Below are 24747 nucleotides of genomic sequence, written 5' to 3'. Positions count from 1 at the left end.
CTTCACAGCACCTGCCGCAGGAACGGCACGGTGATCCTGCGCTGCGCCGCGAGCGATGCGCGGTCCAGTCGGTCCAGCAACACGACCAGCGCACCGAGGTCGCGGTCGGTGCGGGTAAGCAGCCAGTCCAGCGCGGCATCCTCCAGCACCAGGCCGCGCCGCTGCGCGCGGTCTCGCAGCACCTCACGCCGCCCTTCGTCGTCGAGCAGATCCAGCACCAGGCGCAGGCATTGCTGCAGGCGCGAGCGCAGATCCGGCAGTACCAGGCCGATGTCGTCGGGAATGCCGCGCGCGGTGTACAGCACGTTTAACCCCGAGGCCCGGGCACGATTATGGAAGTCGAACAGCGCGACTTCGTCCTCGCGCGCACCGGCGATCGCGTCCAGTCCGTCCAGCGCCACGACGTCATGGCCTTCGAGGGCATCGAGCGCGTCGCGCATGCGCCCCGCTGCCGCCGCCAGCGGCAGGTAGGCGGCACGCCTGCCCTGCTGCTCGGTCGCGGCGCAGACCGCCAGCGCCAGATGGGTCTTGCCGGTCCGCGACGCGCCGGACAGGTACACCCAGTCCGCACCTGCCGTGGTCGCCAAGGCCGACAACGCCGGCAATGCGCCCTCCGGGGGAGCGATGAAACTGTCGAAGCGCTGGTCCGGTGGATACCGCAGCGCCAGCGGCAATTGCGGACCCAGGCCCGCGCCCTGCTCGTCGCGGCTCACGGCGTCTCGGAGTCCGCGCGCGGCGCCGCCTGCTCGACGCTGCCCTTGTCGATGTAGGAGTCCAGCACGATCGACGGCCGGTCGCCGGCATACAGACGGCTCTGGGTATAGCGCTCGTGCGCGAACCGCAGCAGTACGTTGGCGATCGCCGCGATCGGCAGCGCCAGCAGCATGCCGAGGAACCCGAACAGCTGCCCGCCGGCCATGATGGCGAAGATCACCGCCACCGGATGCAACCCGATGCGGTCGCCGACGATGCGCGGCGTCAGCACATAGCCTTCCAGCATCTGGCCGACCACGAACACGCCCATCACCAGCGCCACCAGCGACCAGTCGCCACCGGATTGCACCAGCGCCGCGATCACGCCCAGCACGATGCCCGTCGCGGTACCCAGGTACGGTACGAAGCTGATCAAGCCGGCGATGATGCCGACCAGCAGGCCGACCTTCAGGCCCACGACCGACAGGCCGATGGCGTAGATCGCGCCCAGCGCCAGCATCACCAGGAACTGCCCGCGCAGGAACGCGCCCAGCACTTCGTTCGACTCCAATGCCAGCCGGTTGACGGTGGCGATGTGATCGCGCGGCACCAGCGCGGCGATGCGCTCCACCAGCAGGTCCCAGTCGCGCAGGAAGTAGAACGTCAGGATCGGCAGCAGCACCAGGTTGGCCACCCAGGCCATCACCGCGAAGCCGGAGCGCGAGAAATAGCCGAACAGCGTGGCCGCGACGCCACCTGCCTGCTGCCAGTGGCTGCGGATCCATTCGGTCAGTCGATCCGGGTCGAGCCACGCCACCAGTTCCAGCCCGGTGCGTTGTTCCACCCAGGGCAGCGCCTTTTCCACGAACCAGTCGCGGTAGGCCGGCAAAGATTCGACCACCGTGACGACCTGCCGCTCGATCATCGGCACCAGCAGGACCAGCGCGAGGACCAGCAGCAGCGTCATCAGCGTGAACACCAGGACGACCGCCGTCGTGCGCGAACGGCCGCTGCGCTCCAGACGGTCCACCCAGGGATCGCCCAGCCAGCCGAGCAGCGCCGCGCAGACGAACGGCGTGAGCACCGGCGCCAGCAACCAGATCAGCCAGCCGACGATCAGGGCGATCAGCAACCATTGCCAGCGGCGGGCCAGCGTACCGGCCGGCGTGGTGGAGAGATCCATGCAGCGTCCTTGTGTCAGCGCATCTGGTAGGCGGGCGGCTCGCCTTCGCCGCCGGTGAAGGGAGCCTCGTCGCCCATGGTGCGGCGGAAGCCGGCCAGGCCCGAGACCAGTTCCAGGTCGAGCTCCAGCACGTCGCCGCTGGCGCGCACCGGCGTGATGCGGCGGACCACGGCCATCTTCTGCAGGTGTCCGGTGAGGCGCAGGTAATCGTCGGTGCTGCGGATGCCGGTGAACAGCACGCGATAGGTGCCGGCCGGACCTGCACTGCCGCGCTTGCCGTACCGCTTCACCAGTGCGTCGGCGGTGCCGTCGGCACCGGAGGCCATGGCGCGGCGCGCGTCGGCGTCGGTCACCGACCAGGTCGCCAGCACCTTGCCGGCGTCGACGAACACCCAGTCCGCCGTCCAGCCGCCCTTGGCGTTGCGGTAGAGCTTGCCGATCAGCTGCATCGGCGGGCTGTAGCGCGCCGATGCGCGGGCGACGGCGGCGGTGTCCTGGCGCCAGATCGCGCCGACCAGCGCCTGTTCCGCCGCGCCGCCGGCCGGCAGGCCAAGCCCGTAGCCGCGCTCGATCGCGCGGTTGAGCAGCGGTCGCGCGGCGTTGGACTGCGGCAAGCCCACCAGGCGAGGGCCGCTGCCGTCGTTGATCGCCAGCCAGACCACCGGCTTCGGGCGTGGCTGCGGCCACACCGGCAGGCCGAGCGCGCCCGCGAGTCCGTTGACCTGGTCTTCGTCGAAACGCACCACCAGCGTGGTGCGGAACGTCGGTGCGCCGGTCGCCGAGGTGCCCTGGTCCTGGCGATAGTCGTAGCCGTCCACGTAATCCTTGGCATTGCGCAGCTCGGCGCCGACACCGGGACGCGACATCGCCGCGCGGTCGCCCGACAGCTTGGCCAGCACGGTGCCGAGCGCGCGCGCGAAGCCGCCCTGCCGCTCCGCCTCGCCCTGCCCGTTGACCGGCACCTCCGCCTCGTACAGCCCGCGTGCGGAGACCGCATCGCCTTCCGTGCGCAGGCCGGACTGCGCCTGCACGGCGGGCGTCGTGGTCAGTGCCGCCACCAGCAGGGCGGTGGCGAGTGCGATACCTGGGATCCGGCGCATCGAGCGTCCTTGAGCTCTACAGACCCGGTGAATTGTTGCCCGAATGACCCGATACCGCCAACGGCACCCGTTCAGGACGGTCGCTCGGCGTGCCGATTCCATTAAAATCACGCCTCTTGCCCCACCGACGACCGCCCGTGACCCAGCCGACACCTTCCACCCCCACCCCGATGACCTATCGCGACGCGGGTGTCGACATCGACGCCGGCAACGAGCTGGTCGAACGCATCAAGCCGCTGGTGATGCGCAGCTTCCGGCCGGAAGTGATGGGCGGACTGGGCGGCTTCGGTGCGTTGTTCGACCTGTCCGGCAAGTACCGCGAGCCGGTGCTGGTCTCCGGCACCGATGGCGTGGGTACCAAGCTGAAGCTGGCCCAGCAGCTGGGCCGCCATGACACCATCGGTATCGACCTCGTCGCCATGTGCGTGAACGACGTGCTGGTGCAGGGCGCCGAGCCGCTGTTCTTCCTCGACTACTTCGCCACCGGCAAGCTCGACGTCGACACCACCGTTGCCGTCGTCGGCGGCATCGCCCGCGGCTGCGAACTGTCCGGCTGCGCACTGATCGGTGGCGAGACCGCCGAGATGCCCGACATGTACGGCCCGGGCGAATACGACCTGGCCGGTTTCTGCGTCGCGGCGGTCGAAAAGTCGCGCCTGCTGGACGGCAACAAGGTCCGCGCCGGCGACGTGCTGGTCGGCATCGCCTCCAGCGGCCCGCATTCCAACGGCTATTCGCTGGTCCGCCGCATCTACGACCGCGCCGGACGTCCGGCCGACCTCGACGTGGGCGGCGTGCCGCTGGCCGACGCACTGATGGCGCCTACCACGCTGTACGTGAAGCCGATCTTGGAACTGCTGCAGGCGCACGACCTGCATGGCATGGCGCACATCACCGGCGGCGGCCTGACCGAGAACATCATCCGCGTGATCCCCGACGGCCTGGGCCTGCAGATCGACGCGAGCGCGTGGGCGCTGCCGCCGGTGTTCGACTGGCTGCAGCGCGAAGGTGCGGTAGAGAACGCCGAGATGTGGCGCACCTTCAACTGCGGCATCGGCTTCGTGCTGGTGGTCGCACCGGACCAGCTCACCGCCGTGCAGGCCGACCTGGCCCGCCTGCAGCTGACCCACTGGCAGATCGGCGAAGTCGTCACCGCCAGCGGCGGCGAACGCGTCCGCATCGGCTGAGCGCGGCATGCCGCGCAGCAAGGCGATCGCCTTCGGGCTGACGCTGGCCGTCTTCGGCGCCAGCTGGATCGCGCCGCGCTGGCCGGTCGAACAGGCCATGCACAGCAGCCTGACCGTGCTCGGGCTGGCGTGGCTGTGGTGGCACGACCGGCGCTGGCCGCTGCGGCCGGTGCACTTCGCGCTGATCTGCGGCTTCATCGTGGCGCACTGCATCGGGGCGCGCTGGCTGTATTCGTACGTGCCCTACGACGCATGGCTGCAGGCCGCGACCGGCTGGTCGCCGGCGGAGGCGTTCGGCTGGCAGCGCAACCATTTCGACCGCTTCATCCACCTGATGTACGGGGTGTGCTTCACGCCCGCCATCTGGCACTGGCTGCGGCAGCGCTGGCCGGCGCTGTCGGTGGGACACGCGTTCACGCTGGCGGTGATGCTGATCATGTGCACCAGCCTGGTGTACGAATGGCTCGAATGGGGCATCGCCCTGACGATGTCGCCCGAGGCGGCGGAGTCGTACAACGGGCAGCAGGGCGATGTGTGGGACGCCCATGCCGACATGCTGCTGGCGACCCTGGGCGCCCTGCTTGTCTGGCCACTTGCCAGCGCAGAACGCCACGGAGCCACGGCATGACGCTGCGGATCGCGGTGCTGGCGTCGGGTCGTGGCAGCAACCTGCAGGCCATCCTGCAAGCCATTGGTGCCGGGACACTGGATGCCGAGGTGGTCGGCGTGTTCTCCGACAAGCCGGCCGCCCCCGCCTTGCGGCAGGTGTCGGCGTCGCGACGCTGGAGCGCCCGCCCGAGCGCCTTTCCGGACCGCGCCGCCTACGAGGCGGCCCTGTCGGACGCCGTGGCTGCCGTCCGCCCGGACTGGGTGGTGTGCGCGGGCTACATGCGCATCCTGGGGGACGCCTTCATCGCCCGCTTCCGCGGCCGCCTGCTGAACATCCATCCCTCGCTGCTGCCCAGGTACCGGGGGCTGCACACCCATGCCCGCGCCATCGAGGCCGGCGATGCCGAACACGGCGCAAGCGTCCACTTCGTCATTCCTGAACTGGATGCCGGCGCCGTCGTTGCCCAGGTCCGGGTGCCGGTGATGCCGGACGACACCCCGGAAGCGCTGGCCGCACGGTTGCTTCCCCGCGAGCACGCCCTGCTGGTGGCCGTGCTTCGACTGGCCAGCGAGGGCCAGCTGGCTGAACAGGGCGACATCACGCGCTGTCACGGTCAGCCGTTATTAAATCCCCTGTCCCTAGATTCGGCCGACCGTCTTGCTTTGTGACACCACCCTCGCCCCGATGACCCTCCCCCTCCGCTCCCTGCTGCTCGGCCTGGTCCTGGCCGGTTCCGTGGCGCCCGCCTGGGCGCTGGAGCCGTTCGTGGCCAGCTACCAGGCCTACAACGAGGGCAAGCTGGCCGGCAGCGCCAGCATGAAGGTCGTGCCCAAGGCAGGCAGCCAATGGCAGATCGACCTGAACGTGAAGGGCACGCGCGGATTCGCACGTCTGGCGGGCCTCAACATCGAACAGAGCACGGTCTTCGACAATGTCGACGGGCAGTTCCGCCCGCTGAGCCAAGCCACGGTCCGGCACGCGCTGTTCATGGGCAAGAAGATGGTCGGCACCTACGACTGGAATGCCCGTACCGCGCAGTGGCAGGGCGATATCAAGAAGGACCGGCGCGCGCCGCTGTCCTTGCAGCCGGGCGACATGAGCGCCCTGCTGATGAACCTGGCGGTGATCCGCGACGCCGCCCCGGGCAAGCACCTGGATTACCGCGTGGTGGACAACGGGCGGATCCGCGAGTACCAGTACGTGGTCTCGCCCGAGCCGGAAACCGTGACCGTCGAAGACCTGAGCTACAGCGCGCTGCGCGTGAGCCGGGCCAACGGCGGCAATGACGAAACCATCTTCTGGGTCGCCGACGGCGTGCCCACCCCCGTGCGCATCCTGCAGCGGGAGAACGGCCAGGACGGCGTGGACCTTCGCCTGGTCGAATACCAAGGAGCCCCTTGAACATGATGACGACCCCACTCGCCTCCTCGCGCTTCCTGCTCGCCGCGGCACTGCTGGCCGGCGCCAGTGTTCCCGCGCTGGCGGTCGAAGCCTTCACGGCGCAGTACAACGCCAGCGCGCTGGGCATGGTCGGCGAAGGCCAGATGTCGGTGGCGCCCCAGCCCGGCAACCGCTGGCAGTACTCGCTGACCGTGCGCAACCAGGCCGTGGACCTGAGCCAGAAGACCGTCTTCGATGTGCAGGACGGCCGCATGCGCCCGCTCAGCAGCAGCGACAGTTCGCGCCTGCTGATCAAGAAGAAGACTGTGAACACGGTCTACGACTGGTCCAGCGCGCAGGCCACCTGGACGGGCGACGTGAAGCCCGACCGGGCCGGCCCGGTAAAACTGGCCGCAGGCGACATGGATGCGCTGCTGGTCAACCTGGCCATCGTGCGCGACGTGGCCGCCGGCAAGCCGCTGACCTACCGCATGGTGGAGAACGGCCGCGCCAAGGCGATGAACTACCAGATCGCCGGCAAGGAGCGCATCACCATCGCCGGCAAGCCGCAGGAAGCCACCAAGGTCGTGCGCACCGATGGCGACAAGCAGACCATCGTGTGGGTGGTCGCCGACGCGCCGGTGCCGGCGCGCATCCTGCAACGCGAGAAGGGCCAGGACACCATCGACCTGACCCTCAAGTCCTGGCGCTGACCATCCCTCCGGAGAAACTCCCATGACAAGGATGTCCGCGCTGCTGGCCATCGCATCCGCCGCACTCGCGACGGTGGCGGCTCCGGCGCATGCGCTGAAGCCCTTCACCGCCCAGTACGATGCGTCCTTCAAGGGGATCTCGGCGGGCGGTTCGATGTCGCTCTCGCAGCAGGGCAACCGCTGGACCTACGCGATGGGCATCCGCAATGCGATGGCCAACCTGAGCCAGGCCACCGTGTTCGAGGATGCCGCAGGGCGCTATCGGCCGTTGGGAGGCAGCGACCGTTCGACCTATCTGATGAAGACACGATCGGTCGTCACGCATTACAACTGGAAAGGCATGCAGGCGCGCTGGACCGGCGACGTGAAGCCGCAGCGGGCAGGCCCGGTGGCGATGCAGGTCGGCGACATGGATGCGCTGCTGGTGAACCTGGCGCTCGTCCGCGATGTCGGCTTCGGCCGCACATCGATGAACTACCGACTGCTGGAGAACGGCAAGGCCAAGCCCATGGCCTACCGCGTCGCCGGCCGCGAGAAGATCACCGTGGGAGGCCGCGCGCTGGATACGACGAAAGTGGTGCAGAGCGCGGGCGGCAAGCAGACCACCGCGTGGATCGCCGCTGGGGTACCTGCGCCCGTCCGTATCGTGCAGCGCGAGGACGGCAGCGAGGTGTTCCGCCTGCAGCTGACCTCCTGGCGCTGAGCCGGGGGCGAACGGAAAAGCCCGGCGGATGCCGGGCATCTTCATTCCGCGTCGGGCTGGAACACCGTCTTGCAATCCATGCGGATGGTGCCGCTGCCGTTACGCCATGCGAAGGCGCTGCATTGGCGATTGCCGTCCTGCTTTTGTTCCACCACCACGGTGAAGACGGCCTGCGCGATCTCGCCCTGCGTCACCGTGCCGTCGCCGTTCCAGTCCATGTCCTGAGTGGTGATGCCGTGCGTCGCGGCCGAGCCGGTGTAGTGGAGCCACGCGACCAGGGCGAGCAGCGCCACCACAATGCCCAACAGGATCTTGCGCCGCAGCGGGAAGCGCGAGCGGATCCCGGAGAGCGTGGGATCGTGCCTGCTCACGACACGCGCCTGATCTTCGCGCCCAGCCCGCCCAACTTCTCCTCGATGTTCTCGTAACCACGATCGAGGTGGTAGATGCGGTCGATCGTGGTGTCCTCGTTGGCGACCAGGCCGGCGAGGATCAGCGACGCCGAGGCGCGCAGGTCGGTCGCCATCACCGGCGCCCCACCCAGCTTCTCCACGCCACGCACGATGGCGGTATGGCCCTCGACGCGGATGTCCGCCCCCAGGCGCAGCAGTTCGTTGACGTGCATGAAGCGGTTTTCGAAGATCGTTTCGTTGATCACGCCCACGCCGTCCGCCACGCAGTTCAACGCCATGAACTGCGCCTGCATGTCGGTGGGGAATGCCGGGTACGGCGCGGTGGTCAGGCTGACGGCCTTCGGACGCTTGCCCTGCATGTCCAGCGTGATGCTGTCGGCGGTGGTCTCGATCTTCGCGCCGGCTTCCGTCAGCTTGTCCAGCACCGCTTCCAGCGTGTCGGGACGCGCGTTGCGCGCGGTGACCTTGCCGCCGGTCATCGCCGCGGCAACCAGGAACGTGCCCGTCTCGATGCGGTCCGGCACCACCGAGTGGCGCCCGCCCCCCAGGCGCTCGACGCCATGGATGACGATGCGCGAGGTGCCGGCGCCTTCGATCTTCGCGCCCAGCGCATTGAGGCATTCGGCCAGGTCGGTGACCTCCGGCTCCATCGCCGCGTTCTCCAGCACCGTGGTGCCTTCGGCCAGCGTGGCCGCGGCCATGACGTTCTCGGTGCCGGTCACGGTGACCATGTCGAACACGAAACGCGCACCTTTCAGGCGGGCCGCACGCGCCTTGATATAGCCGTTCTCGACGGTGATCTCGGCACCCAGCGCCTGCAGGCCCTTGATGTGCTGGTCGACCGGGCGCGAGCCGATCGCGCAGCCGCCGGGCAGCGACACCACCGCGGCGCCATGGCGGGCGACCAGCGGGCCGAGCACGAGGATCGACGCGCGCATGGTCTTGACCAGTTCGTACGGCGCGACGAAGCGGCTGACGGTGGTCGGGTCGACGGTGATGCCTCGCCCCTTGGCGAGCGTGCCCTCGTCGATGGTGATGCCGGCGCCCAGCTCACCCAACAGCTTGATGGTGGTCACCACGTCGTGCAGGTGCGGCACGTTGGTGATCTCCACCGGCGCGTCCGCCAGCAGCGTCGCGCACAGGATGGGGAGCACGGCGTTCTTGGCGCCCGAGATGGTGACTTCGCCGTTGAGCGTGTTGCCACCGGTGACGATGATCTTCTGCATGTCTGGTTCGGTTCTTGGAAAAGGAGAGAGGAGTGCCTGCCGCGCTATGGACGTTTGTCCGTGGCAGCAGGTGGCTTGAGCATTCTGTCGAGCCGTTCGGCATGCTGCGCCTGCCACGGATCGGTGCGGTCCAGCTTGGCCAGCAATGCCCGGACATCCGCCTCGTCGATCAACGATTCGGCCATGACACCATGGTAGAACGCAAGCACGGGGATGCGCGCGTCATCGGGGTATTCGGCCTTGATCCGGTCGATGTAGGGCTTCGCACGCGCGGCATTGGCCTTGCGTGCGCCGGCGCCGGGAGTGCGAAACAGCTGGAGTTCGGCCAGCGCCCGCAGCGATTGCTGCCGCGTGCCCGGATCCTCCGCCGAAACCTCGAACTCGCGCACGGCATCGTCATACCGCGCCATGTTCTGGTAGGCGGCGCCCGCATAGAAGCGGGCACTGGCGTTGTCGGGTTCCAGCGCAAGCGACTGCAGCGAATACCCGAGGCTCCACTCGGGTTCCGTGGAGAACAGCAGCGAGCTGATCACCCTCGCCGTCCAGGCGTCGACCTTGCGGAACCGGCTCGCCTGCAGAAAGTAGGCAAGTTGGCGGGCGGCCCCCTCCCGTCCGCTCAGTACATTCCGCGCGGCCGTGCCGGCATCCTTCAGCGCGTCCTCGTCGCTGCCCATCGCGATCGCCGCTTCCAGCGCTTCCAGCGCCGCCTCCGGCACCGGATCCTGCGCCAACAGCAGATCACCCTGGTCGCCCAACGGCTGCGCCAGGTAGATCGCGAGGTGTGGGCGCTGCGTGACCCGTGCGGACAGCTTGCCGGCGTGGACCAGCATGTCCCGGTAACTGCCGCCCCACCGGGGCTTGAGTGAGCGCATGGTCACGTTCGCCAATTCCGGGCATGCGGGGTCGAGTGACTCGGCGGCGCGGCGCGCGCGCTCCTCCAATGCCGGCCGGGAGTCGAGCATGCCGACATCGATCATGCCGGTATAGGCGGCGATGAGGCGGGGCTCGATCGCCACCGCCTGCTCGAAGTGCGGAATGGCCTGATCGACGAAGGCACTCATGCGCCGCATGTTGTCGCGCGGAGTATCGGGGGCGTACTGGCCGCCCCGCGCCTTCCAGGCGGCGCCGTTGAAGTATGCGGCGCGCGCGAGGTGCGCATAGGCGCTGTCCGGCGCCTGCCGCAGCCACGACTCGCTCAGCACGCCGACACGGTCCGAACTCGCCGCCGACGTGAGCAGATAGTTGAACGTATCGTGGATGTCGTCGCTGAAATGCTCACCGGCGTAGTGACGCGCCAGGCTGGCACCGAACAGGTCCTCCAGCTTCGCCATCTCGCCGCGCTGAACCATGCCCTCGATGTCGTCCAGGGTCGGACGCTGGACAGCGAAGTGGTGCCGGCAATGCGCTGCCGCATGGCCTGCCGGCCAATGGTTGACCGGCAGGTCGGGGAAGGCGAGGCAGCGCTGCAGCGGGTCCTCCATGCGCTCGGCGTGCCGCGCCTGGCGCAGGTAGGCACGCCAGGGATCGGGCACGCCCACGAACATCGCCGCATCGTCCTTGTCCGGGATCGCCGGCAACACCGTCGCGTCGACCTGCGCCAGCCCGGCCCCCATCAGGGCGCCCGACATCCCCAGCAGGACACAGATCCGCTTCAATCCCATGGATGAGCCCCGGATGAGGTAAGGATCAGGCGCCGGTCTCTTCTGGCGTCTGCGTACGCAACTGCAATGCGTGGATGGCCCCGCCCATCAGGTCACCCAGCGTGGCGTAGACCATGCGGTGCCGGGCCAGCGGCAGCTTGCCGCGGAACGCCTCGGATACCACGGTCGCCTCGAAATGGACGCCATCGTCGCCCTGTACGTCGGCACGGGCGCCCGGCAGGCCGGATTCGATCAGTTTACGGATGGTTTCGGCGTCCAACGGGCTTTCCTAATAAAATACCCGCCCATTCTACCCGCCGGCGCCCTGTCCGCATGCCCCAGCCGAAGCCCCTGACCCCGTCCGTCTCGCCTGCCAGCCTGGCGGCCAGCGGCCGTCGGGTCATCGAGATCGAGGCGCGGGCGCTGGACGCACTGGCGGCCCGCATCGACGGCACCTTCGCCACGGCCTGCCAGGCCATCCTGGCCGGCAACGGCCGCGTCGTATGCACCGGCATGGGCAAGTCGGGGCACGTGGCCCGCAAGATCGCTGCGACGCTGGCCTCGACCGGCACGCCCGCGTTCTACGTGCACCCGGGCGAAGCCGGGCACGGCGACCTGGGCATGATCACCGACGCCGATGTGGTGCTGGCCTTGTCGTATTCGGGCGAATCGGACGAAGTGCTGATGCTGCTGCCGGTGCTCAAGCGCCAGGGCAATACCGTCATCGGCATGACAGGCCGACCGCAATCCACGCTGGCGCGCGAGAGCGACATCCACCTCGACGTCAGTGTCCCGGCCGAGGCCTGCCCGCTGGACCTCGCTCCGACCAGCAGCACCACGGCCTCGCTGGCGATGGGCGATGCGCTGGCCGTGGCGCTGCTGGACGCGCGCGGCTTCACTGCCGACGACTTCGCCCGCTCCCACCCCGCCGGCAGCCTCGGCCGCCGTCTGCTGCTGCACATCACCGATGTGATGCACGCGGGCGACGAGGTGCCTCGCGTGGACGTTGGCGCGACGCTGAGCGAAGCACTGGTGGAGATGAGCCGCAAGCGCCTGGGCATGACCGCCGTGGTGGCACCCGATGGCCGCCTGGCCGGGTTGTTCACCGACGGCGACCTGCGCCGCACGCTGGACAATCCGGCGCTCGACGTCCGCACCGCCCGCATCGCCGAGGTGATGACGCGCGCGCCCAGGACCATCGGTGCCGACCAGTTGGCTGTCGAGGCGGCGCGGCTGATGGAAACCCACAAGATCAGCGGCCTGGTCGTGGTGGACGCCGAGCATCGCCCGGTCGGCGCGCTCAACATTCACGACCTGTTGCGTGCCCGCGTGGTGTAACCCCACGGGTTGCTCTCCCCCCCTTCCTTCCCTTCCTCCCGCCTCCCGATGCCCCTTCGCCATCTCCATGACCTGACCGACGACGTGCTTGCCCGTGCCGCACGCATCCGTCTGGCGTGTTTCGACGTGGACGGGACGCTCACCGACGGCCGCCTGTTCCTCGACAGCGAGGGTCGCGAGCAGAAGGCATTCCATGTGCAGGACGGCCAGGGCCTGGTGCTGCTGAAGCGCGCCGGCATCGAGGTCGCCTTCGTCACCGCACGCGGCGGCACCGTCGCCGTGGCGCGAGGTCGGGAACTGGGCGTGCAGGTCTTCACCGGCGTCAAGGACAAGCTGGCCAAGGTGCAGGAACTCGCGGCCGGCCTGGGCATCGGGCATGACGAGGTCGCCTTCATGGGCGACGATCTGCCGGACGTGCCGCCCTTTCTCGCTGTTGGCCTGGCGATCGCGCCAGCCGACGCGCACCCGTGGACAGCGCAGCATGCGCACTGGCGTACGCGCCGCGCGGGCGGCCAGGGCGCCGCGCGCGAAGCCTGCGACCTGTTGCTCGGCTCGCAGGGCCATGCGCCGATCTTCGAAGGCGGTACCGCATGAGCTGGCGTGCAACGCTCGGGCTGGTGCTGCTGCTCGCGGCCATCGTAAGCGGCTGGTCCGCGTGGAAGAACCGCGACGTCCCCGAGCCCAACCAGGTGCTCGCCGACCGGTCGGACTATGTGATGCGCGATTTCGAGATGATCGCGTTGAACGGGGAAGGCCAGGAGGCCGTCGCCGTGCGCGCTCCCGAGATGGCGCGCAATCCGCAGGACGAGACCTACACCATCACCACGCCGCTGTTCCTGCTGCCGGAAGAGGAAGGCCGTTCGTGGGAGTTGCGCGCGAAGACCGGCTGGCTCAGCGCCAAGGGCGAGGAACTGCGCCTGAAGGGCGACGTGCACGGCATCTCCCCGGCCGGCAGCGCGCGCAAGGCGGAATTCCGCTCCGAGACGCTCAACGTATTCCCCGACCGCGACCTCGCCCAGACCGACGACGAGGTGACGGTGACCCAGCCCGGCTCTAGACTGACCGGGCGCGGTTTTGAGACCAACCTCAAGACCAAGGAATACACATTCAAATCCCAGGTGAGATCGATCTATGAACCGCGTTCTGCTCGCTAGCGCTGCGCTGCTGCTCGTGCTGCCCGTCGCCGACGCCATGGCCAAGGCCAGCGACCGCAACCAGGCCATGACCATCGATTCCGGCAGCCAGAGCGGCAACATGGAAGGCAGCGGCAAGACCGTGCTGGGCGGCGGCGTGGTGGTGACGCAGGGCACGCTGGAGATCAAGTCGTCCGCAGCGGAGATCTACATGGCCGACGGCGAGGTCTCGCGCTCGGTCTTCACCGGCAAGCAGGTGAAGATGAAGCAGCAGATGGACGACGGCACCTGGATGGATGCGCAGGCCGACCGCGTGGAGTACGACATGAAGACCGAGACCATCACCTTCATCGGCAACTACACGGTCAAGTCCGACCGCGGCTCCAACAGCGGCCAGCGCATGGTCTACAACACCAAGACCGGCAACATGCAGAGCGGCGGCGACGGTACCCGCGTGCGTACCGTCATCCAGCCCAAGTCGGCGCAACCCGCGCAGGGCAAGAACTGATGCTGACCGCGAAGGGACTGCGCAAGCGCTACAAACAGCGCGAAGTCGTCGCCGACTTCGGCCTGACCCTGCAGCCGGGCGAAGTGGTCGGCCTGCTGGGCCCGAACGGTGCCGGCAAGACCACCTGCTTCTACATGATCGTCGGCCTGGTGGCCGCCGATGCCGGCAGCATCGAACTGGACGGCCAGGACATCACCGCCGAGCCGATGTACCAGCGCGCCAAGCTCGGCGTGGGCTATCTGCCGCAGGAACCCTCGGTGTTCCGCAAGCTCAGCGTGGCCGACAACATCCGCCTGGTGCTGGAACTGCGCGACGACCTGGACAGCGCCGGCATCGAGCGCGAACTGGCGTCGCTGCTGGACGAATTGCAGGTCACCCACGTGGCCGACCAGCTCGGCGCCAGCCTCTCCGGTGGCGAGCGCCGGCGCGTGGAGATCGCGCGCGCCCTCGCCGCCCGTCCGCGCCTGATGCTGCTGGACGAACCCTTCGCCGGCGTCGACCCGATCTCCGTGGGCGAGATCCAGCGCATCGTGAAGCACCTCAAGGATCGCGGCATCGGCGTGCTGATCACCGACCACAACGTGCGCGAAACCTTGGGAATCTGCGACCGGGCGTATATCCTCAATGCCGGTAGCGTTCTGGCGCAGGGGGCCCCGGACGCGTTGCTGGCCAATCCGGACGTACGCCGGGTCTATCTGGGCGAAACCTTCCGCCTGTGATCCCGTCGGCGGCTCTTGGCCGCCACATGGGTTTCCAAGGTCGGGAATGAAGCCACGCCTGCAGACATCGCTGGGACAACAGCTGGTCATGACGCCTCAGTTGCGTCAGGCCATCCGGCTGCTGCAGATGTCCACGGCCGAACTCGAGATCGAACTGACCGAAGCGGTCGAGACCAATCCGCTGCTCGACTGGAGCGAGCCCGAAGACGAGCCGGCGCCGGTCCGCGGCAGCGACGACGACCAGCCCCCCGCCGAACCGCCGCAGGAAGTCGCGCGCGAGGCTGCCGACGACCGCGACGACTGGTCACCGGACGAAGGGCCCTGGACGACGTCCGGCAGCGGCGGTTCCTTCGACGATGACGACGGCGGCAGTCCCGCCGAGCGCGTGGCGGAAGCCGATACGCTGCATGGCCATCTGCTGTGGCAGCTGCATCTCTCGCATCTGTCCGAGCGCGATCGCCGCATCGGCGCCACCCTGATCGACGCGCTGGAGGACGACGGCTACCTGCGCGAGCCGCTGTCCGGCATCGTGCAGGCGCTGCGTCCGGACATCGAGGCGCGCGAGGACGAGGTGCTGGTCGTGTTGCACCAGGTGCAGCGATTCGATCCCGTCGGCGTCGCCGCGCGCACGCTCGGCGAATGCCTGCACCTGCAACTGGCGGTGCTGGCCGACGACACGCCCGGCAAGGCGCTGGCCCTGCAGATCGCCGATACGGCACTGGAGCGCCTGCCGCGCAGCGGCGTGGCCGGCATCGCGCAGGAACTGAGACGCCCCGTCGCCGAGGTGGAGGAAGCCGTGCAACTGCTGCGCACGCTCGATCCCAAGCCAGGCGCGCAGGTCGGCGATCTCTCACACGACACCTACGTGGTGCCGGACTGCGTGGTCTGGCGCCAGCGCGGTGTCTGGCGCGCCGCACTGTCCGGCAACACCTTGCCCCGCATCACCATCCACCGCGGGTACGAGCAGATGATCCGGCAATGCGGCGACAGCGACGCCGGCTACCTGAAGGCGCAACTGCAGGAAGCGCGCTGGCTGCTCAAGAGCGTCGAGGCCCGTGGCGATACGCTGCTGAAGGTCATGCGCTGCCTGCTGCACCAGCAGGCCGGCTTCCTGGAATTCGGCGAGCAGGCGCTGCGTCCGCTGACGCTGCGCGACGTTGCCGAGGAAGTGGGCCTGCACGAATCGACCGTGTCGCGCGCCATCGCCCGCAAGTACGTGCGCACGCCGCGCGGCACGCTGCCGATGCGCGCCTTCTTCGCGTCCGGCATCGACACCGAGGGCGGTGGCGAAGCCTCCAGCACGGCGATCCAGGCCATGATCCGTCGGCTGGTCGACGGCGAGAATCCACGCAAGCCGTTGTCGGATGCCAAACTCGCGGACCTGCTCAAGGCGTCCGGCATCCCGGTGGCGCGCCGCACCGTCGCGAAATATCGCGAAGCCCTCCATATCCTGTCGTCCCACGAGCGCGTGCGCATCGGCTGAACGCTCCCCGCGTCGCACCGGTTCCGTGACTCCGTTCCGCGCCCGCGAAACGCTTTTCTAACACCGCACCGCCCTACGCAAAATTCTGCTCGACAACAGTTGATAGTTGTCGCGGACGGGTCCATCTTGTCCTCGAAGGCCTCGCCCTTCCCTTGCCGCCGACACAGGAGATGACCGGAACCCAGACCCCTGCCGCGTTGTCACATGACACGCTCTCCGCGCCACGCGCGCGGTTCTACCGACCAGAAGGAGGCACACATGCGTATCGAGACTTACGGCCATGAAATCGAAGTCACTCCCGCCTTGCGCGAATACGTTGAAACCAAACTGAAGCGGTTGGAGCGCCACTTCGAGCAACCCTGCGAAGTCCGTACGCAACTGGGAACCCGCAAGCCCGATTATCTCGCCGAGGCCACGGTCAACGTGTCCGGGCGCACCCTGCATGCCGATGCCGGCGCGCAGACGATGTATGCGGCCATCGACATCCTGGCCGACAAGCTCGACCGCCTGCTCGTCAAGCACAAGGAAAAGCGCACCGACGTCCAGCGCCACAGCATGCGCGGCGAACTGATCGGCTGACGCATCGCCCCACGGGCCGCTTCGCGCCGCGGAGCGGCCCTCGCACTGCACGACTATCCCCGCTCCCGGCGTCCTCGCCGCGCATCCGTGGTCGCACGCTCCCGGAAGGGACATTACACTGGCCCTCACTGCGCTCCGGACGGATCGTGCCGACACCGTGTCGTCGATCCGCGCACTGTCCGGAGAAGCACTCCCTTCCCGCCGGCTGCCTTCGCATGATGAATACCAGCATCACCGCCCGTGAACTGTTCGATCAGCAGAAGGACAAGCTGGCCCTGCGCTGGCTGGCCGGGCAGAAGGGTGAGAAGCGCGTGCTGGAGTCCGGCGATACCGTGTCCCGGCGCCCTTCGCTGGCCGGCTACCTCAACGCGGTCTACCCCAACAAGGTGCAGATCCTCGGTACGGAAGAACTGACCTGGCTGGATTCGCTCGACTCCCGCCAGCGCTGGGAAACGATCGAGAAGATCGTGCAGGCCAAGCCGCTGGCGCTGGTGATCAGCAAGAGCCAGTCCTGCCCCGAGGACCTGCGCGAAGCGGCCAACGAGAACGACACGCCGTTGTGGGGATCGCCCAAGCGCGGCCACGAACTGCTCAACCATATTTCCTACCACCTGGCGCGCACGCTGGCGCCGCGGGTCACGCTGCACGGTGTCTTCATGGAGATCTACTCCATCGGCGTGCTGATCACCGGCGAGGCCGGGTCCGGCAAGAGCGAACTGGCGCTGGAACTGCTGAGCCGCGGCCATCGCCTGGTCGCAGACGATGCGCCGGAGTTCACCCAGATCGCGCCGGACGTGCTCGACGGCACCTGCCCCGAGCTGCTTCAGGACCTGCTGGAAGTGCGTGGACTGGGCGTGCTCAACGTGCGCGAGATGTTCGGCGACACGGCCGTGAAGAAGAACAAGTACCTGCGCCTGATCGTCCACCTCACACGCCCGATGACCGAGCCCAATCCGCACGGCTACGAACGGCTGACCGGCGATTCCGGCACGCGCCACGTGCTCGACCTGGACGTTCCCCTGATCACCCTGCCCGTGATGCCCGGCCGCAACCTGGCCGTGCTGACCGAAGCCGCCACGCGCCTGCACATCCTGCGCACCAAGGGCATCGATCCGGCGGCGATGTTCATCGCCCGCCACAGCAACCTGCTCGAGCGCAGCACGCCATGAGCCAGGCCGGCGACGACTCCGCTCGCGCACACGAAGAGAACGCCCCGGGCACGACGCCCACGGTGGTGATCGTCAGCGGCCTGTCCGGCTCGGGCAAGTCGGTGGCGTTGAAGACGTTCGAAGACCTCGACTACTACTGCGTAGACAACCTGCCCGTGGACCTGCTGCCGTCGTTCGTGCGCAGCCTGGTCCGCGAGGACGAACTGCCGCCCAAGATCGCGGTGGGCATCGACGTCCGCAGCCGCCACAGCGACCTGTCGAAACTCGCCCAGTGGCGCGCCGCGCTGGCGCAGCTGGGGCTGGAAGGCCGACTGGTGTTCTTCGATGCCGGCGACGACGTGCTGCTGCGCCGTTACTCCGACACCCGTCGCCGCCACCCGCTGGGCCACGGCGGCCTGTCGCTGCAGGAGGCGATCCGCCAGGAACGCGGTATCGTCCAGCCGCTGCGGGACGAGGCGGATATCGTCATCGACACCAGCCAGCTCAACGTGCACCAGCTGCGCCGCCGGATCATCGCCGAGTTCGCGCTCAACAAGGGCACGCAGCTGTCGCTGTTGTTCGAGTCCTTCGCCTACAAGCGCGGCGTGCCCGCGGACGCGGACTTCGTGTTCGACGCGCGTGTGCTGCCCAACCCGCACTGGAACCCGGAACTGCGCCCGTACGCCGGCCGCGATCCGAAGGTGCGTGCGTTTCTCGACGCGCAGCCGGACGTGGCCGAATACGTGGGCCAGGTCAGCGGCTTCCTCGATACCTGGCTGCCCCGCCTGCGCGGCGAGACCCGCAGCTACGTGACCATCGCCTTCGGCTGCACCGGCGGCAAGCACCGCTCCGTGTACCTGGCGGAAACCCTGGCCCGGCATGCCCGCGAGCAGGGTTGGGAAGAAGTCGCGACCTTCCATCGCGAGCTGGATTGATCCCCGCTTCCGTAGAGCCGAGCTTGCTCGGCTGACACCCGCCGCAGACTCGGGCGGCAGAGCAGCAAAGCAAGCTCCGGTACAGGGGCGCGGTGGCGACGCATCATGTCACCCTGACCGTTCCATCGGCGCCGCTTCCAGCCCGTCATGCCCGTCTGTTAACGTTCCGGCATGGCCTGTGGCATTCTTCTTGTGACTCATCCTGGCGTGGGCGCGGCGATCCTGGCGGTCGCCACGTCGCTGCTGCGACAGCTGCCCCTGAAGGCGGAAGCCTTCGAGGTGCCGTTCGACGCCGACCTCGATGTCCTGCTTCCGCAGGCATCGGCCGCGTTACGGCGCGTGGACGGTGGCGATGGCGTGCTGGTGCTGACCGACCTGTACGGCGCCAGCCCCAGCAACCTGGCCGGCAAGCTGGCCCGCCTGGGCACACCGGTGCGCCGCGTGTCGGCGCTCAGCCTGCCCATGCTGCTGAGGGTGATGAATTATCCGGAACAGGGACTGGACGACCTGCCTGCCACTGCGGCGGCCGGCGCACGCAATGGAGTCATTCACGACGATGCTTGAACGCGAACTCATCATTTCCAACCGCCTCGGGCTGCACGCACGCGCCACCGCCAAGCTGGTGCAGACGCTGTCCGGCTTCCGCTGCAATGCCACGCTGGCGGCCAAGGGCCGCGAGGTGAACGCCAAGAGCATCATGGGCGTCATGCTGCTCGCCGCCGGCCAGGGGACGCCCGTCATCGTCCGCATCGACGGCGAGGACGAGGCAGCCGCCATGCAGGAAATCGTGTCGCTGTTCGAGCGACGATTCGACGAGGAGTAAGGACTTCCGCATGCCATCGGGACGGGCCGCGTTGCGTTTCCCCACGCCGCAGGTGTTCGTGAGTGGCGCCGCCACAGGCTGGGCGCCTGTGCAAGCCGCGCGCGGACGCCTGCGGCGTGGGGAAGCGCAACCCGAAGGGCCGTCACGGATAGCGCACCGCGCGGCGTCATCGCTCGGTCGCGTATCGACATACGCTTCCTCGCTCTTCCTTGCTCGGCACGCTATCCGAGGCGGCGCGACCCGTCCCGATGGCATGGGGAAGTCCTGACATGCGGGCGCTGCTGCCGGGCCATGGGGCTTCGCGCGGCAGTGCGCTCGGACGTGCCCGGGTCCGCCTGCCGCATGTGCTGGAGGTCGCCGAGCAGCACGTTCGCCCCGATCAGATCGACGACGAAGTCGGCCGCCTGCACGCGGCCGTCGAGGCCACCCGCGCCGAGATGCACAGCCTGCGCGCGCGCCTGCACGGCGCGCTGGCCAAGGAGGTCGGCGAGTTCCTCGACCTGCATGCCCTGCTGCTGGACGATCCCGAACTGCTGCAGGGCCTGGACGAGCTGATCCGTACCGGCCGTTACACGGCCGACTATGCACTCCGGCTGCAGCGCGACCGGCTCGCCGCCGTCTTCGACGGCATGGACGACGCCTACCTCAAGAGCCGCATGGACGACCTGGACCATGTGATCGGCCGCATCCACGCGCACCTGCACCAGCGCGCGCCCGACGCGCCCGCGGTGGCCGGCGAGATCCTGGTCAGCGACAACGTGGCGCCATCGGAACTGGCGGAACTGCAGCAACACGGTGTGGTCGCGGTCGTCACTGCCGCCGGCAGCGCGCTGTCGCACAGCGCCATCCTCGCGCGCAGCCTGCACCTGCCGCTGGTGGTAGGCAACGCGCAGGCGCTGCAGAAGATCAACGACGGCGACGTGCTGCTGGTGGACGGCGCCACCGGCGAAGTGGTGGTCGATCCCGACCCGGACGACCTGCGCCGCTACCGCGAGCGCCTGCGCGAGGCCGCCAGGGAAGCGCGCGAACTCGGACGCCTGCGCTCCAAGCCCAGCCGCACCCGTGACGGCATCGACATCGCCCTGTGGGCCAATGCGGAATCGCTGGAAGACGTGGCGAACGCGCACGCCCTCGGCGCCGCCGGTGTCGGCCTGTACCGCACCGAGTTCCTGTTCCTGCAGCAGCGCGAGCTGCCCAGCGAGGAGCAGCAGTTCCAGGTCTACCGCGACCTCGTGCTCGGCATGGGCGGACGGCCGGTGACCATCCGCACGCTCGACCTGGGAGCCGACAAGGCGGACCGTGCCGGCCTGGTCGTCGGCGACGAAGAGAATCCCGCCCTCGGCGTGCGCGGCGTGCGCCTGTCGCTGGCCCATCCCGGCGTGTTCGACACCCAGCTGCGCGCCATCCTGCGCGCGTCGAACTACGGACCGGTGCGCGTGCTGGTGCCGATGGTCAGCAGCCGCGAAGAGATGCTGGAAGTGCGTCGCCGGCTGCAACGCGCCGCCCTGCAGCTGCGCAAGCAGGGCCACGAGATCGCGGTACAGCTGGAACTCGGCGCGATGATCGAAGTACCCGCCGCAGCGATCGCCCTGCACGGCTTCGTCGACGTGGTCGACTTCGTCTCCATCGGCACCAACGACCTGGTGCAGTACCTGCTGGCGGCCGACCGCAACAACGATGCGTTGGGCGAGCTGTATTCGCCGCTGCATCCGGGTGTGCTGCGGCTGCTGCGGCACGTGATCCGCACCGGCGCCGAACACGACATCCCCGTGGCGATGTGCGGCGAGATCGCCGGCGACGCCGCGCTCGCACCGATCCTGCTGGCGCTGGGCCTGCGTGAGTTCAGCCTGCACCCGGCCACGCTGCTGGAAGTACGCAAGGCCATCCGTGATGTCGACTTCGGCGACCTGCAGGCACGCACCGACAAGCTGCTGCAGGCGCGCGACCGTGCCGGCATCGAGCGCTGGTTGAAGGCGGCGGTCGCGGGCTGACAGCACCTGTAGGAGCGCCCCATGGGCGCGATGCTGTTGCGTTGGGTACGAAAGCGGAAAAGCATCGCGCCCATGGGGCGCTCCTACAGCAGCATAGGGTCTTGTACGGATGGCTTGTACAGAGGGTGTCCATAACTCGCAGGCCGGGCGATAATGGCGCAATGAACGCCTGATGCCCCGGTCGCATCCGCCTGACGGATCGGCCCCATTCCGGAGTACCGAATGGTCGAGACCATCCGCCACGACAAGACCGCACGCCAGTTGCGCCTGCTCTCCGACGCGCTCGACAGCGGTCGGCTGGGACCCGTGCGCCGGCTGGTCAATACCTTGTCGCCCGCGGAGATCGGCAACCTGCTCGAGTCGTTGCCGCCGGGCAAGCGCGAAGTCGTCTGGGGCCTGGTCGATCCCGAGGACGACGGCGAGGTGCTGGTGCACGTCGGCGACGAGGTGCGCGAAAGCCTGCTGGCGGACATGGACACCGACGAGATCGTCGCCGCGGTCGAAGACCTCGACATCGACGATCTCGCCGACCTGGTCGAGGATCTTCCCGACACCGTCATCGACGAAGTCCTCAAGTCGATGGACCGCGAGAACCGCGAGCGCCTGGAGCAGGTGCTGTCGTACGCGGAGGATACCGCCGGCCGCCTGATGAACCCGGACGTGGTCACCGTGCGCGCCGACGTCAATGTCGACGTGGTGCTGCGCTACCTGCGCCTGCGCGGCGAACTGCCTGACCACACCGATCACCTGTACGTGGTCAGCCGCCGCCACCAGTACCTGGGCCGCGTGCCGCTCGCGGCGCTGGTCACGCACGAGGACACCACGCCGATCAACCGGCTGATCGACGACGAGCAGCCGGCCATCGACGTGGGCGAGAGCGCGCAGGAAGTGGCCCGCCAGTTCTCCGACCACGACTGGGTGTCGGCGCCGGTCGTGGACGACAACAACATCCTGCTCGGCCGCATCACCATCGACGACGTGGTCGACATCATCCGCGAGCAGGCCGAGCACCAGGCGCTGGGCGCCGCCGGTCTGGACGAGGACGAGGACCTGTTCTCGCCGGTCAAACGCGCCGTGCGCGGTCGCGTGGTGTGGCTGGGCATCAACCTGTTCACCGCGTTCATGGCGGCGACGGTCATCGGTCAGTTCGAGGTGACGCTGGAGAAGATCGTTGCGCTGGCGGTGCTGATGCCCATCGTCGCCGGTATCGGCGGCAACGCGGCGGTGCAGGTGCTGACGCTGATGGTGCGCGGCCTGGCGCTCGGACAAGTGGGTTCCAGCAATGCCCGCATCCTGCTGTGGAAGGAAATCCGCGTCGCCCTGATCAACGGCTTGCTGATTGGCGGCATCGTCGGCGTGATCGCCTTCGCGTGGTTCCGCAACCCGCTGCTGTCGCTGGTGATCGCGCTGGCGCTGATCATCAACTTCTGCGCGGCCGCCACCGCCGGCGTGCTGCTGCCGCTGCTGCTCAAGCGCATGAACATCGATCCCGCCGTCGCCGGCACCGTCGTCGTCACCGCGGTCACCGACGTGATGGGCTTCTTCTGCTTCCTCGGCCTGGCCACGCTGATCCTGCTGCACTGAGGCCGTCCATCGATGGAGCGACTCGGCAAGGTCAGTGAGTGGAACGACGACCGTGGCTTCGGCTTCATCGCGCCGCTCGATGGCGAACCCACCCGCGTGTTCTTCCACGTCCGCGACTACCGGCTGGATGGCCGCCGGCCCGAGGTCGGCGAGCTGGTGAAGTTCAGGGCGCAACGCCAGCCCGACGGCAAGTGGCGGGCGCAGGCGGTGCAACGGACGGTTCCCGCCGTGCGCCGCGCCAGTCCGGCGACGCCTGCACGCGGTCCTTCGCGGCCGCCATCGGTCGTCCCGGGCGCGGTGGCCGTCCTCGCCTACGCACTGCTGATCGCTTGGGGATCCGCGCAGGCCGACTGCCGGCCGAGGCGATGTTCCTGCCGATGATCCTGTCGGCGATCACTTACGTGGTCTACGCGCTGGACAAGCACGCCGCGCAGACGGGCCGCTGGCGCACGCAGGAGACGACGCTGCATCTTCTGGAACTGCTCGGCGGCTGGCCCGGCGCGTGGGTCGCGCAGCAGACGCTGCGCCACAAGTCGCGCAAGCCCGGCTACCGTGTCGCCTTCTGGACGATGGTGCTGCTGCACGTTGCCGCTCTGGGTGCGTGGCTGTGGACGCGGCGTTGAGCCCGCCATCGTCGTGCGCTTGCTCATCGGCGATCCGATAACGAGTTTCTGATGCGCGACGCCGCGTCGGGCACTTCCTACGCACGGCCGCGGCATGCGCCGATCCCCGCGTTCGATCGCACGCGCGACGCTGAAGTCCCTCCGGCCCGGTCCGCCGCCATGCGTCTGCTGCTCACCGCCCTGCTGTGCCTGCTGATCTTCCCCGTCCTGTCGGCACCGCCGCCCGATCCGATGCTGGCGACCACCTATCGCGAAGGCGTCCCCGTCGACACCTTCCTGGTCAGCGAGAAGCTGGACGGCGTGCGTGCCCGTTGGGATGGCCGGGCACTGTGGACCCGCGGCGGCGCAAGGATCGCGGCGCCGCCGACCTTCACGCGCGGCTGGCCGGTCGAGCCGATGGAGGGCGAACTGTGGATCGCGCGTGGCCGCTTCGACGACATCAGCGCCCTCGTACGCCGCGTCGGCACCGACACGCAGGCCTGGCGCGACATGCGTTTCATGGTCTTCGACCTGCCGATGCATCCGGGACCGTTCGCCGAGCGCGTCGTACGCATGCGCTCCATCACGTCCGCCGCAGGCAACACGCACCTGCAGGCGATTCCGCAACGACGCTTCGATACCGCCGCGGCGCTGGACGCGGAGCTTGCCCGCGTGGTCGCCGCCGGGGGCGAAGGGCTCATGCTGCATCGGCGAACCGCCCGCTATCGCGCCGGGCGCAGCGAGGACCTGCTGAAGTACAAGCCGCATGAGGACGCGGAGGCGCAGGTCGTCGCTCACCTGCCCGGCAAAGGCAAGTACGAAGGCATGATGGGCGCACTGCAGGTACGCATGCCGGACGGGCGAAGTTTCCGCATCGGCACCGGCTTCACCGATGCGCAGCGGGCCGCGCCGCCACCGCTGGGTGCATGGCTCACCTACCGCTACAACGGCCTGACATCGAAAGGATTGCCGCGGTTCGCCCGGTTCATGCGGATGCGCGACGAGATGCCGCTTCCCGATACTGCGCGCTGACGCAGAGGATCGATGTGGCGCCGT

The 24747-nt window shown here is 68.5% G+C and carries 29 protein-coding genes; 22 read left to right on the top strand and 7 right to left on the bottom strand.

The features are described from left to right. Positions 1–2 precede the first annotated feature (2 nt). The 3 genes from hda to ACGHX3_RS04585 are packed head-to-tail and all read right to left on the bottom strand — an operon-like array spanning position 3 to position 2976. Positions 3–686, bottom strand: a complete 684-nt coding sequence (gene hda / locus ACGHX3_RS04595; RefSeq protein WP_394697241.1) for a DnaA regulatory inactivator Hda — start codon at positions 684–686, stop codon at positions 3–5. A 23-nt stretch (positions 687–709) separates the two neighbouring features. Further along, complete coding sequence (locus ACGHX3_RS04590) at positions 710–1876, bottom strand: AI-2E family transporter (RefSeq protein ID WP_394696555.1); 1167 nt, start codon at positions 1874–1876, stop codon at positions 710–712. A gap of 14 nt (positions 1877–1890) precedes the next feature. Then, positions 1891–2976, bottom strand: coding sequence for a DUF2066 domain-containing protein (locus ACGHX3_RS04585; RefSeq protein WP_394696554.1), 1086 nt, complete (start codon positions 2974–2976; stop codon positions 1891–1893). Positions 2977–3113: 137 nt separating this feature from the next. On the opposite strand from ACGHX3_RS04585, the gene purM reads away from it, so the two are divergent. From purM to ACGHX3_RS04555, 6 genes are read left to right on the top strand one after another with little or no spacing between them, the layout of a single operon-like run. Then, a complete protein-coding gene (gene purM / locus ACGHX3_RS04580; RefSeq protein WP_394696553.1) occupies positions 3114–4163 on the top strand; it encodes a phosphoribosylformylglycinamidine cyclo-ligase in 1050 nt (349 codons plus the stop codon). 7 nt (positions 4164–4170) lie between these two features. Next, complete coding sequence (locus ACGHX3_RS04575) at positions 4171–4791, top strand: DUF2238 domain-containing protein (RefSeq protein WP_394696552.1); 621 nt, start codon at positions 4171–4173, stop codon at positions 4789–4791. Next, the gene (gene purN / locus ACGHX3_RS04570; RefSeq protein WP_394696551.1) at positions 4788–5441 is read left to right on the top strand and encodes a phosphoribosylglycinamide formyltransferase; all 654 of its coding nucleotides are present in this window, start codon (positions 4788–4790) and stop codon (positions 5439–5441) included. Before ACGHX3_RS04575 ends, purN begins: the two co-directional genes overlap by 4 nt. Before the next feature lie 16 nt (positions 5442–5457). After that, positions 5458–6174, top strand: coding sequence for a DUF3108 domain-containing protein (locus ACGHX3_RS04565; protein ID WP_394696550.1), 717 nt, complete (start codon positions 5458–5460; stop codon positions 6172–6174). Positions 6175–6176: 2 nt separating this feature from the next. Continuing rightward, positions 6177–6866 carry a DUF3108 domain-containing protein gene (locus tag ACGHX3_RS04560; RefSeq protein WP_162338421.1) on the top strand — a complete coding sequence of 230 codons (690 nt, stop codon included), beginning with the start codon at positions 6177–6179 and terminating at the stop codon, positions 6864–6866. 22 nt (positions 6867–6888) lie between these two features. Further along, entirely contained in the window at positions 6889–7569 is a 681-nt protein-coding gene (locus ACGHX3_RS04555) for a DUF3108 domain-containing protein (RefSeq protein ID WP_394696549.1), read from the top strand. Positions 7570–7610: 41 nt separating this feature from the next. Here the strand turns inward: ACGHX3_RS04555 and ACGHX3_RS04550 are convergent, their stop codons facing one another. Genes ACGHX3_RS04550 through ACGHX3_RS04535 form a run of 4 tightly spaced genes read right to left on the bottom strand, consistent with a single transcriptional unit; the run spans position 7611 to position 11128 of the window. Continuing rightward, entirely contained in the window at positions 7611–7940 is a 330-nt protein-coding gene (locus ACGHX3_RS04550) for an EF-hand domain-containing protein (protein ID WP_394696548.1), read from the bottom strand. Next, complete coding sequence (murA, locus tag ACGHX3_RS04545) at positions 7937–9208, bottom strand: UDP-N-acetylglucosamine 1-carboxyvinyltransferase (protein WP_162338423.1); 1272 nt, start codon at positions 9206–9208, stop codon at positions 7937–7939. The genes ACGHX3_RS04550 and murA overlap by 4 nt, the downstream gene beginning before the upstream one ends. A gap of 44 nt (positions 9209–9252) precedes the next feature. Next, the gene (locus ACGHX3_RS04540; RefSeq protein WP_394696547.1) at positions 9253–10869 is read right to left on the bottom strand and encodes a DUF4034 domain-containing protein; all 1617 of its coding nucleotides are present in this window, start codon (positions 10867–10869) and stop codon (positions 9253–9255) included. 25 nt (positions 10870–10894) lie between these two features. Beyond that, a complete protein-coding gene (locus ACGHX3_RS04535) occupies positions 10895–11128 on the bottom strand; it encodes a BolA family protein (RefSeq protein ID WP_313928639.1) in 234 nt (77 codons plus the stop codon). A gap of 53 nt (positions 11129–11181) precedes the next feature. Here ACGHX3_RS04535 and ACGHX3_RS04530 point away from each other — a divergent pair, with 53 nt between their 5' ends. The 16 genes from ACGHX3_RS04530 (at position 11182) to ACGHX3_RS04455 (ending at position 24723) form a co-directional block, all read left to right on the top strand. Then, the gene (locus ACGHX3_RS04530; RefSeq protein WP_394696546.1) at positions 11182–12186 is read left to right on the top strand and encodes a KpsF/GutQ family sugar-phosphate isomerase; all 1005 of its coding nucleotides are present in this window, start codon (positions 11182–11184) and stop codon (positions 12184–12186) included. A gap of 48 nt (positions 12187–12234) precedes the next feature. Then, on the top strand, positions 12235–12780 hold the full coding sequence (locus ACGHX3_RS04525; protein ID WP_394696545.1) for a KdsC family phosphatase: 546 nt from the start codon (positions 12235–12237) through the stop codon (positions 12778–12780). Beyond that, entirely contained in the window at positions 12777–13340 is a 564-nt protein-coding gene (gene lptC, locus ACGHX3_RS04520) for an LPS export ABC transporter periplasmic protein LptC (RefSeq protein ID WP_313928641.1), read from the top strand. Before ACGHX3_RS04525 ends, lptC begins: the two co-directional genes overlap by 4 nt. Further along, positions 13318–13827 carry a lipopolysaccharide transport periplasmic protein LptA gene (gene lptA, locus ACGHX3_RS04515; RefSeq protein ID WP_162339179.1) on the top strand — a complete coding sequence of 170 codons (510 nt, stop codon included), beginning with the start codon at positions 13318–13320 and terminating at the stop codon, positions 13825–13827. The genes lptC and lptA overlap by 23 nt, the downstream gene beginning before the upstream one ends. Then, a complete protein-coding gene (gene lptB, locus ACGHX3_RS04510; protein ID WP_213600917.1) occupies positions 13827–14546 on the top strand; it encodes an LPS export ABC transporter ATP-binding protein in 720 nt (239 codons plus the stop codon). Before lptA ends, lptB begins: the two co-directional genes overlap by 1 nt. 46 nt (positions 14547–14592) lie before the next feature. Continuing rightward, a complete protein-coding gene (locus ACGHX3_RS04505) occupies positions 14593–16029 on the top strand; it encodes an RNA polymerase factor sigma-54 (RefSeq protein ID WP_394696544.1) in 1437 nt (478 codons plus the stop codon). A 258-nt stretch (positions 16030–16287) separates the two neighbouring features. Then, positions 16288–16608, top strand: coding sequence for a ribosome hibernation-promoting factor, HPF/YfiA family (hpf, locus tag ACGHX3_RS04500; protein WP_162339176.1), 321 nt, complete (start codon positions 16288–16290; stop codon positions 16606–16608). A gap of 218 nt (positions 16609–16826) precedes the next feature. Then, entirely contained in the window at positions 16827–17777 is a 951-nt protein-coding gene (gene hprK / locus ACGHX3_RS04495) for an HPr(Ser) kinase/phosphatase (protein ID WP_162339190.1), read from the top strand. Beyond that, positions 17774–18691: an RNase adapter RapZ gene (gene rapZ / locus ACGHX3_RS04490; protein ID WP_394696543.1), complete on the top strand. Its 918-nt coding sequence runs from the start codon at positions 17774–17776 to the stop codon at positions 18689–18691. The genes hprK and rapZ overlap by 4 nt, the downstream gene beginning before the upstream one ends. Positions 18692–18862: 171 nt before the next feature. Next, entirely contained in the window at positions 18863–19255 is a 393-nt protein-coding gene (locus ACGHX3_RS04485; protein WP_162339175.1) for a PTS sugar transporter subunit IIA, read from the top strand. Then, the gene (locus ACGHX3_RS04480; RefSeq protein WP_313928646.1) at positions 19248–19514 is read left to right on the top strand and encodes an HPr family phosphocarrier protein; all 267 of its coding nucleotides are present in this window, start codon (positions 19248–19250) and stop codon (positions 19512–19514) included. The genes ACGHX3_RS04485 and ACGHX3_RS04480 overlap by 8 nt, the downstream gene beginning before the upstream one ends. 269 nt (positions 19515–19783) lie before the next feature. Continuing rightward, complete coding sequence (gene ptsP / locus ACGHX3_RS04475) at positions 19784–21505, top strand: phosphoenolpyruvate--protein phosphotransferase (RefSeq protein WP_394696542.1); 1722 nt, start codon at positions 19784–19786, stop codon at positions 21503–21505. Positions 21506–21727: 222 nt separating this feature from the next. Further along, the gene (gene mgtE / locus ACGHX3_RS04470; RefSeq protein WP_162339172.1) at positions 21728–23089 is read left to right on the top strand and encodes a magnesium transporter; all 1362 of its coding nucleotides are present in this window, start codon (positions 21728–21730) and stop codon (positions 23087–23089) included. A 12-nt stretch (positions 23090–23101) separates the two neighbouring features. After that, the gene (locus ACGHX3_RS04465) at positions 23102–23470 is read left to right on the top strand and encodes a cold-shock protein (protein WP_394696541.1); all 369 of its coding nucleotides are present in this window, start codon (positions 23102–23104) and stop codon (positions 23468–23470) included. Continuing rightward, positions 23455–23712: a DUF1294 domain-containing protein gene (locus ACGHX3_RS04460; protein ID WP_394696540.1), complete on the top strand. Its 258-nt coding sequence runs from the start codon at positions 23455–23457 to the stop codon at positions 23710–23712. The genes ACGHX3_RS04465 and ACGHX3_RS04460 overlap by 16 nt, the downstream gene beginning before the upstream one ends. Positions 23713–23871: 159 nt before the next feature. Continuing rightward, positions 23872–24723, top strand: a complete 852-nt coding sequence (locus tag ACGHX3_RS04455; RefSeq protein WP_394696539.1) for a DNA ligase — start codon at positions 23872–23874, stop codon at positions 24721–24723. Positions 24724–24747: the final 24 nt, after the last annotated feature.

Origin of the sequence: Pseudoxanthomonas japonensis (genome assembly GCF_043632995.1) — a bacterium.
Taxonomy (GTDB): Bacteria; Pseudomonadota; Gammaproteobacteria; order Xanthomonadales; family Xanthomonadaceae; genus Pseudoxanthomonas_A; species Pseudoxanthomonas_A japonensis.
Note: the sequence above shows the minus strand (reverse complement) of the source record. Positions and strands in the feature narration are given on the sequence as shown.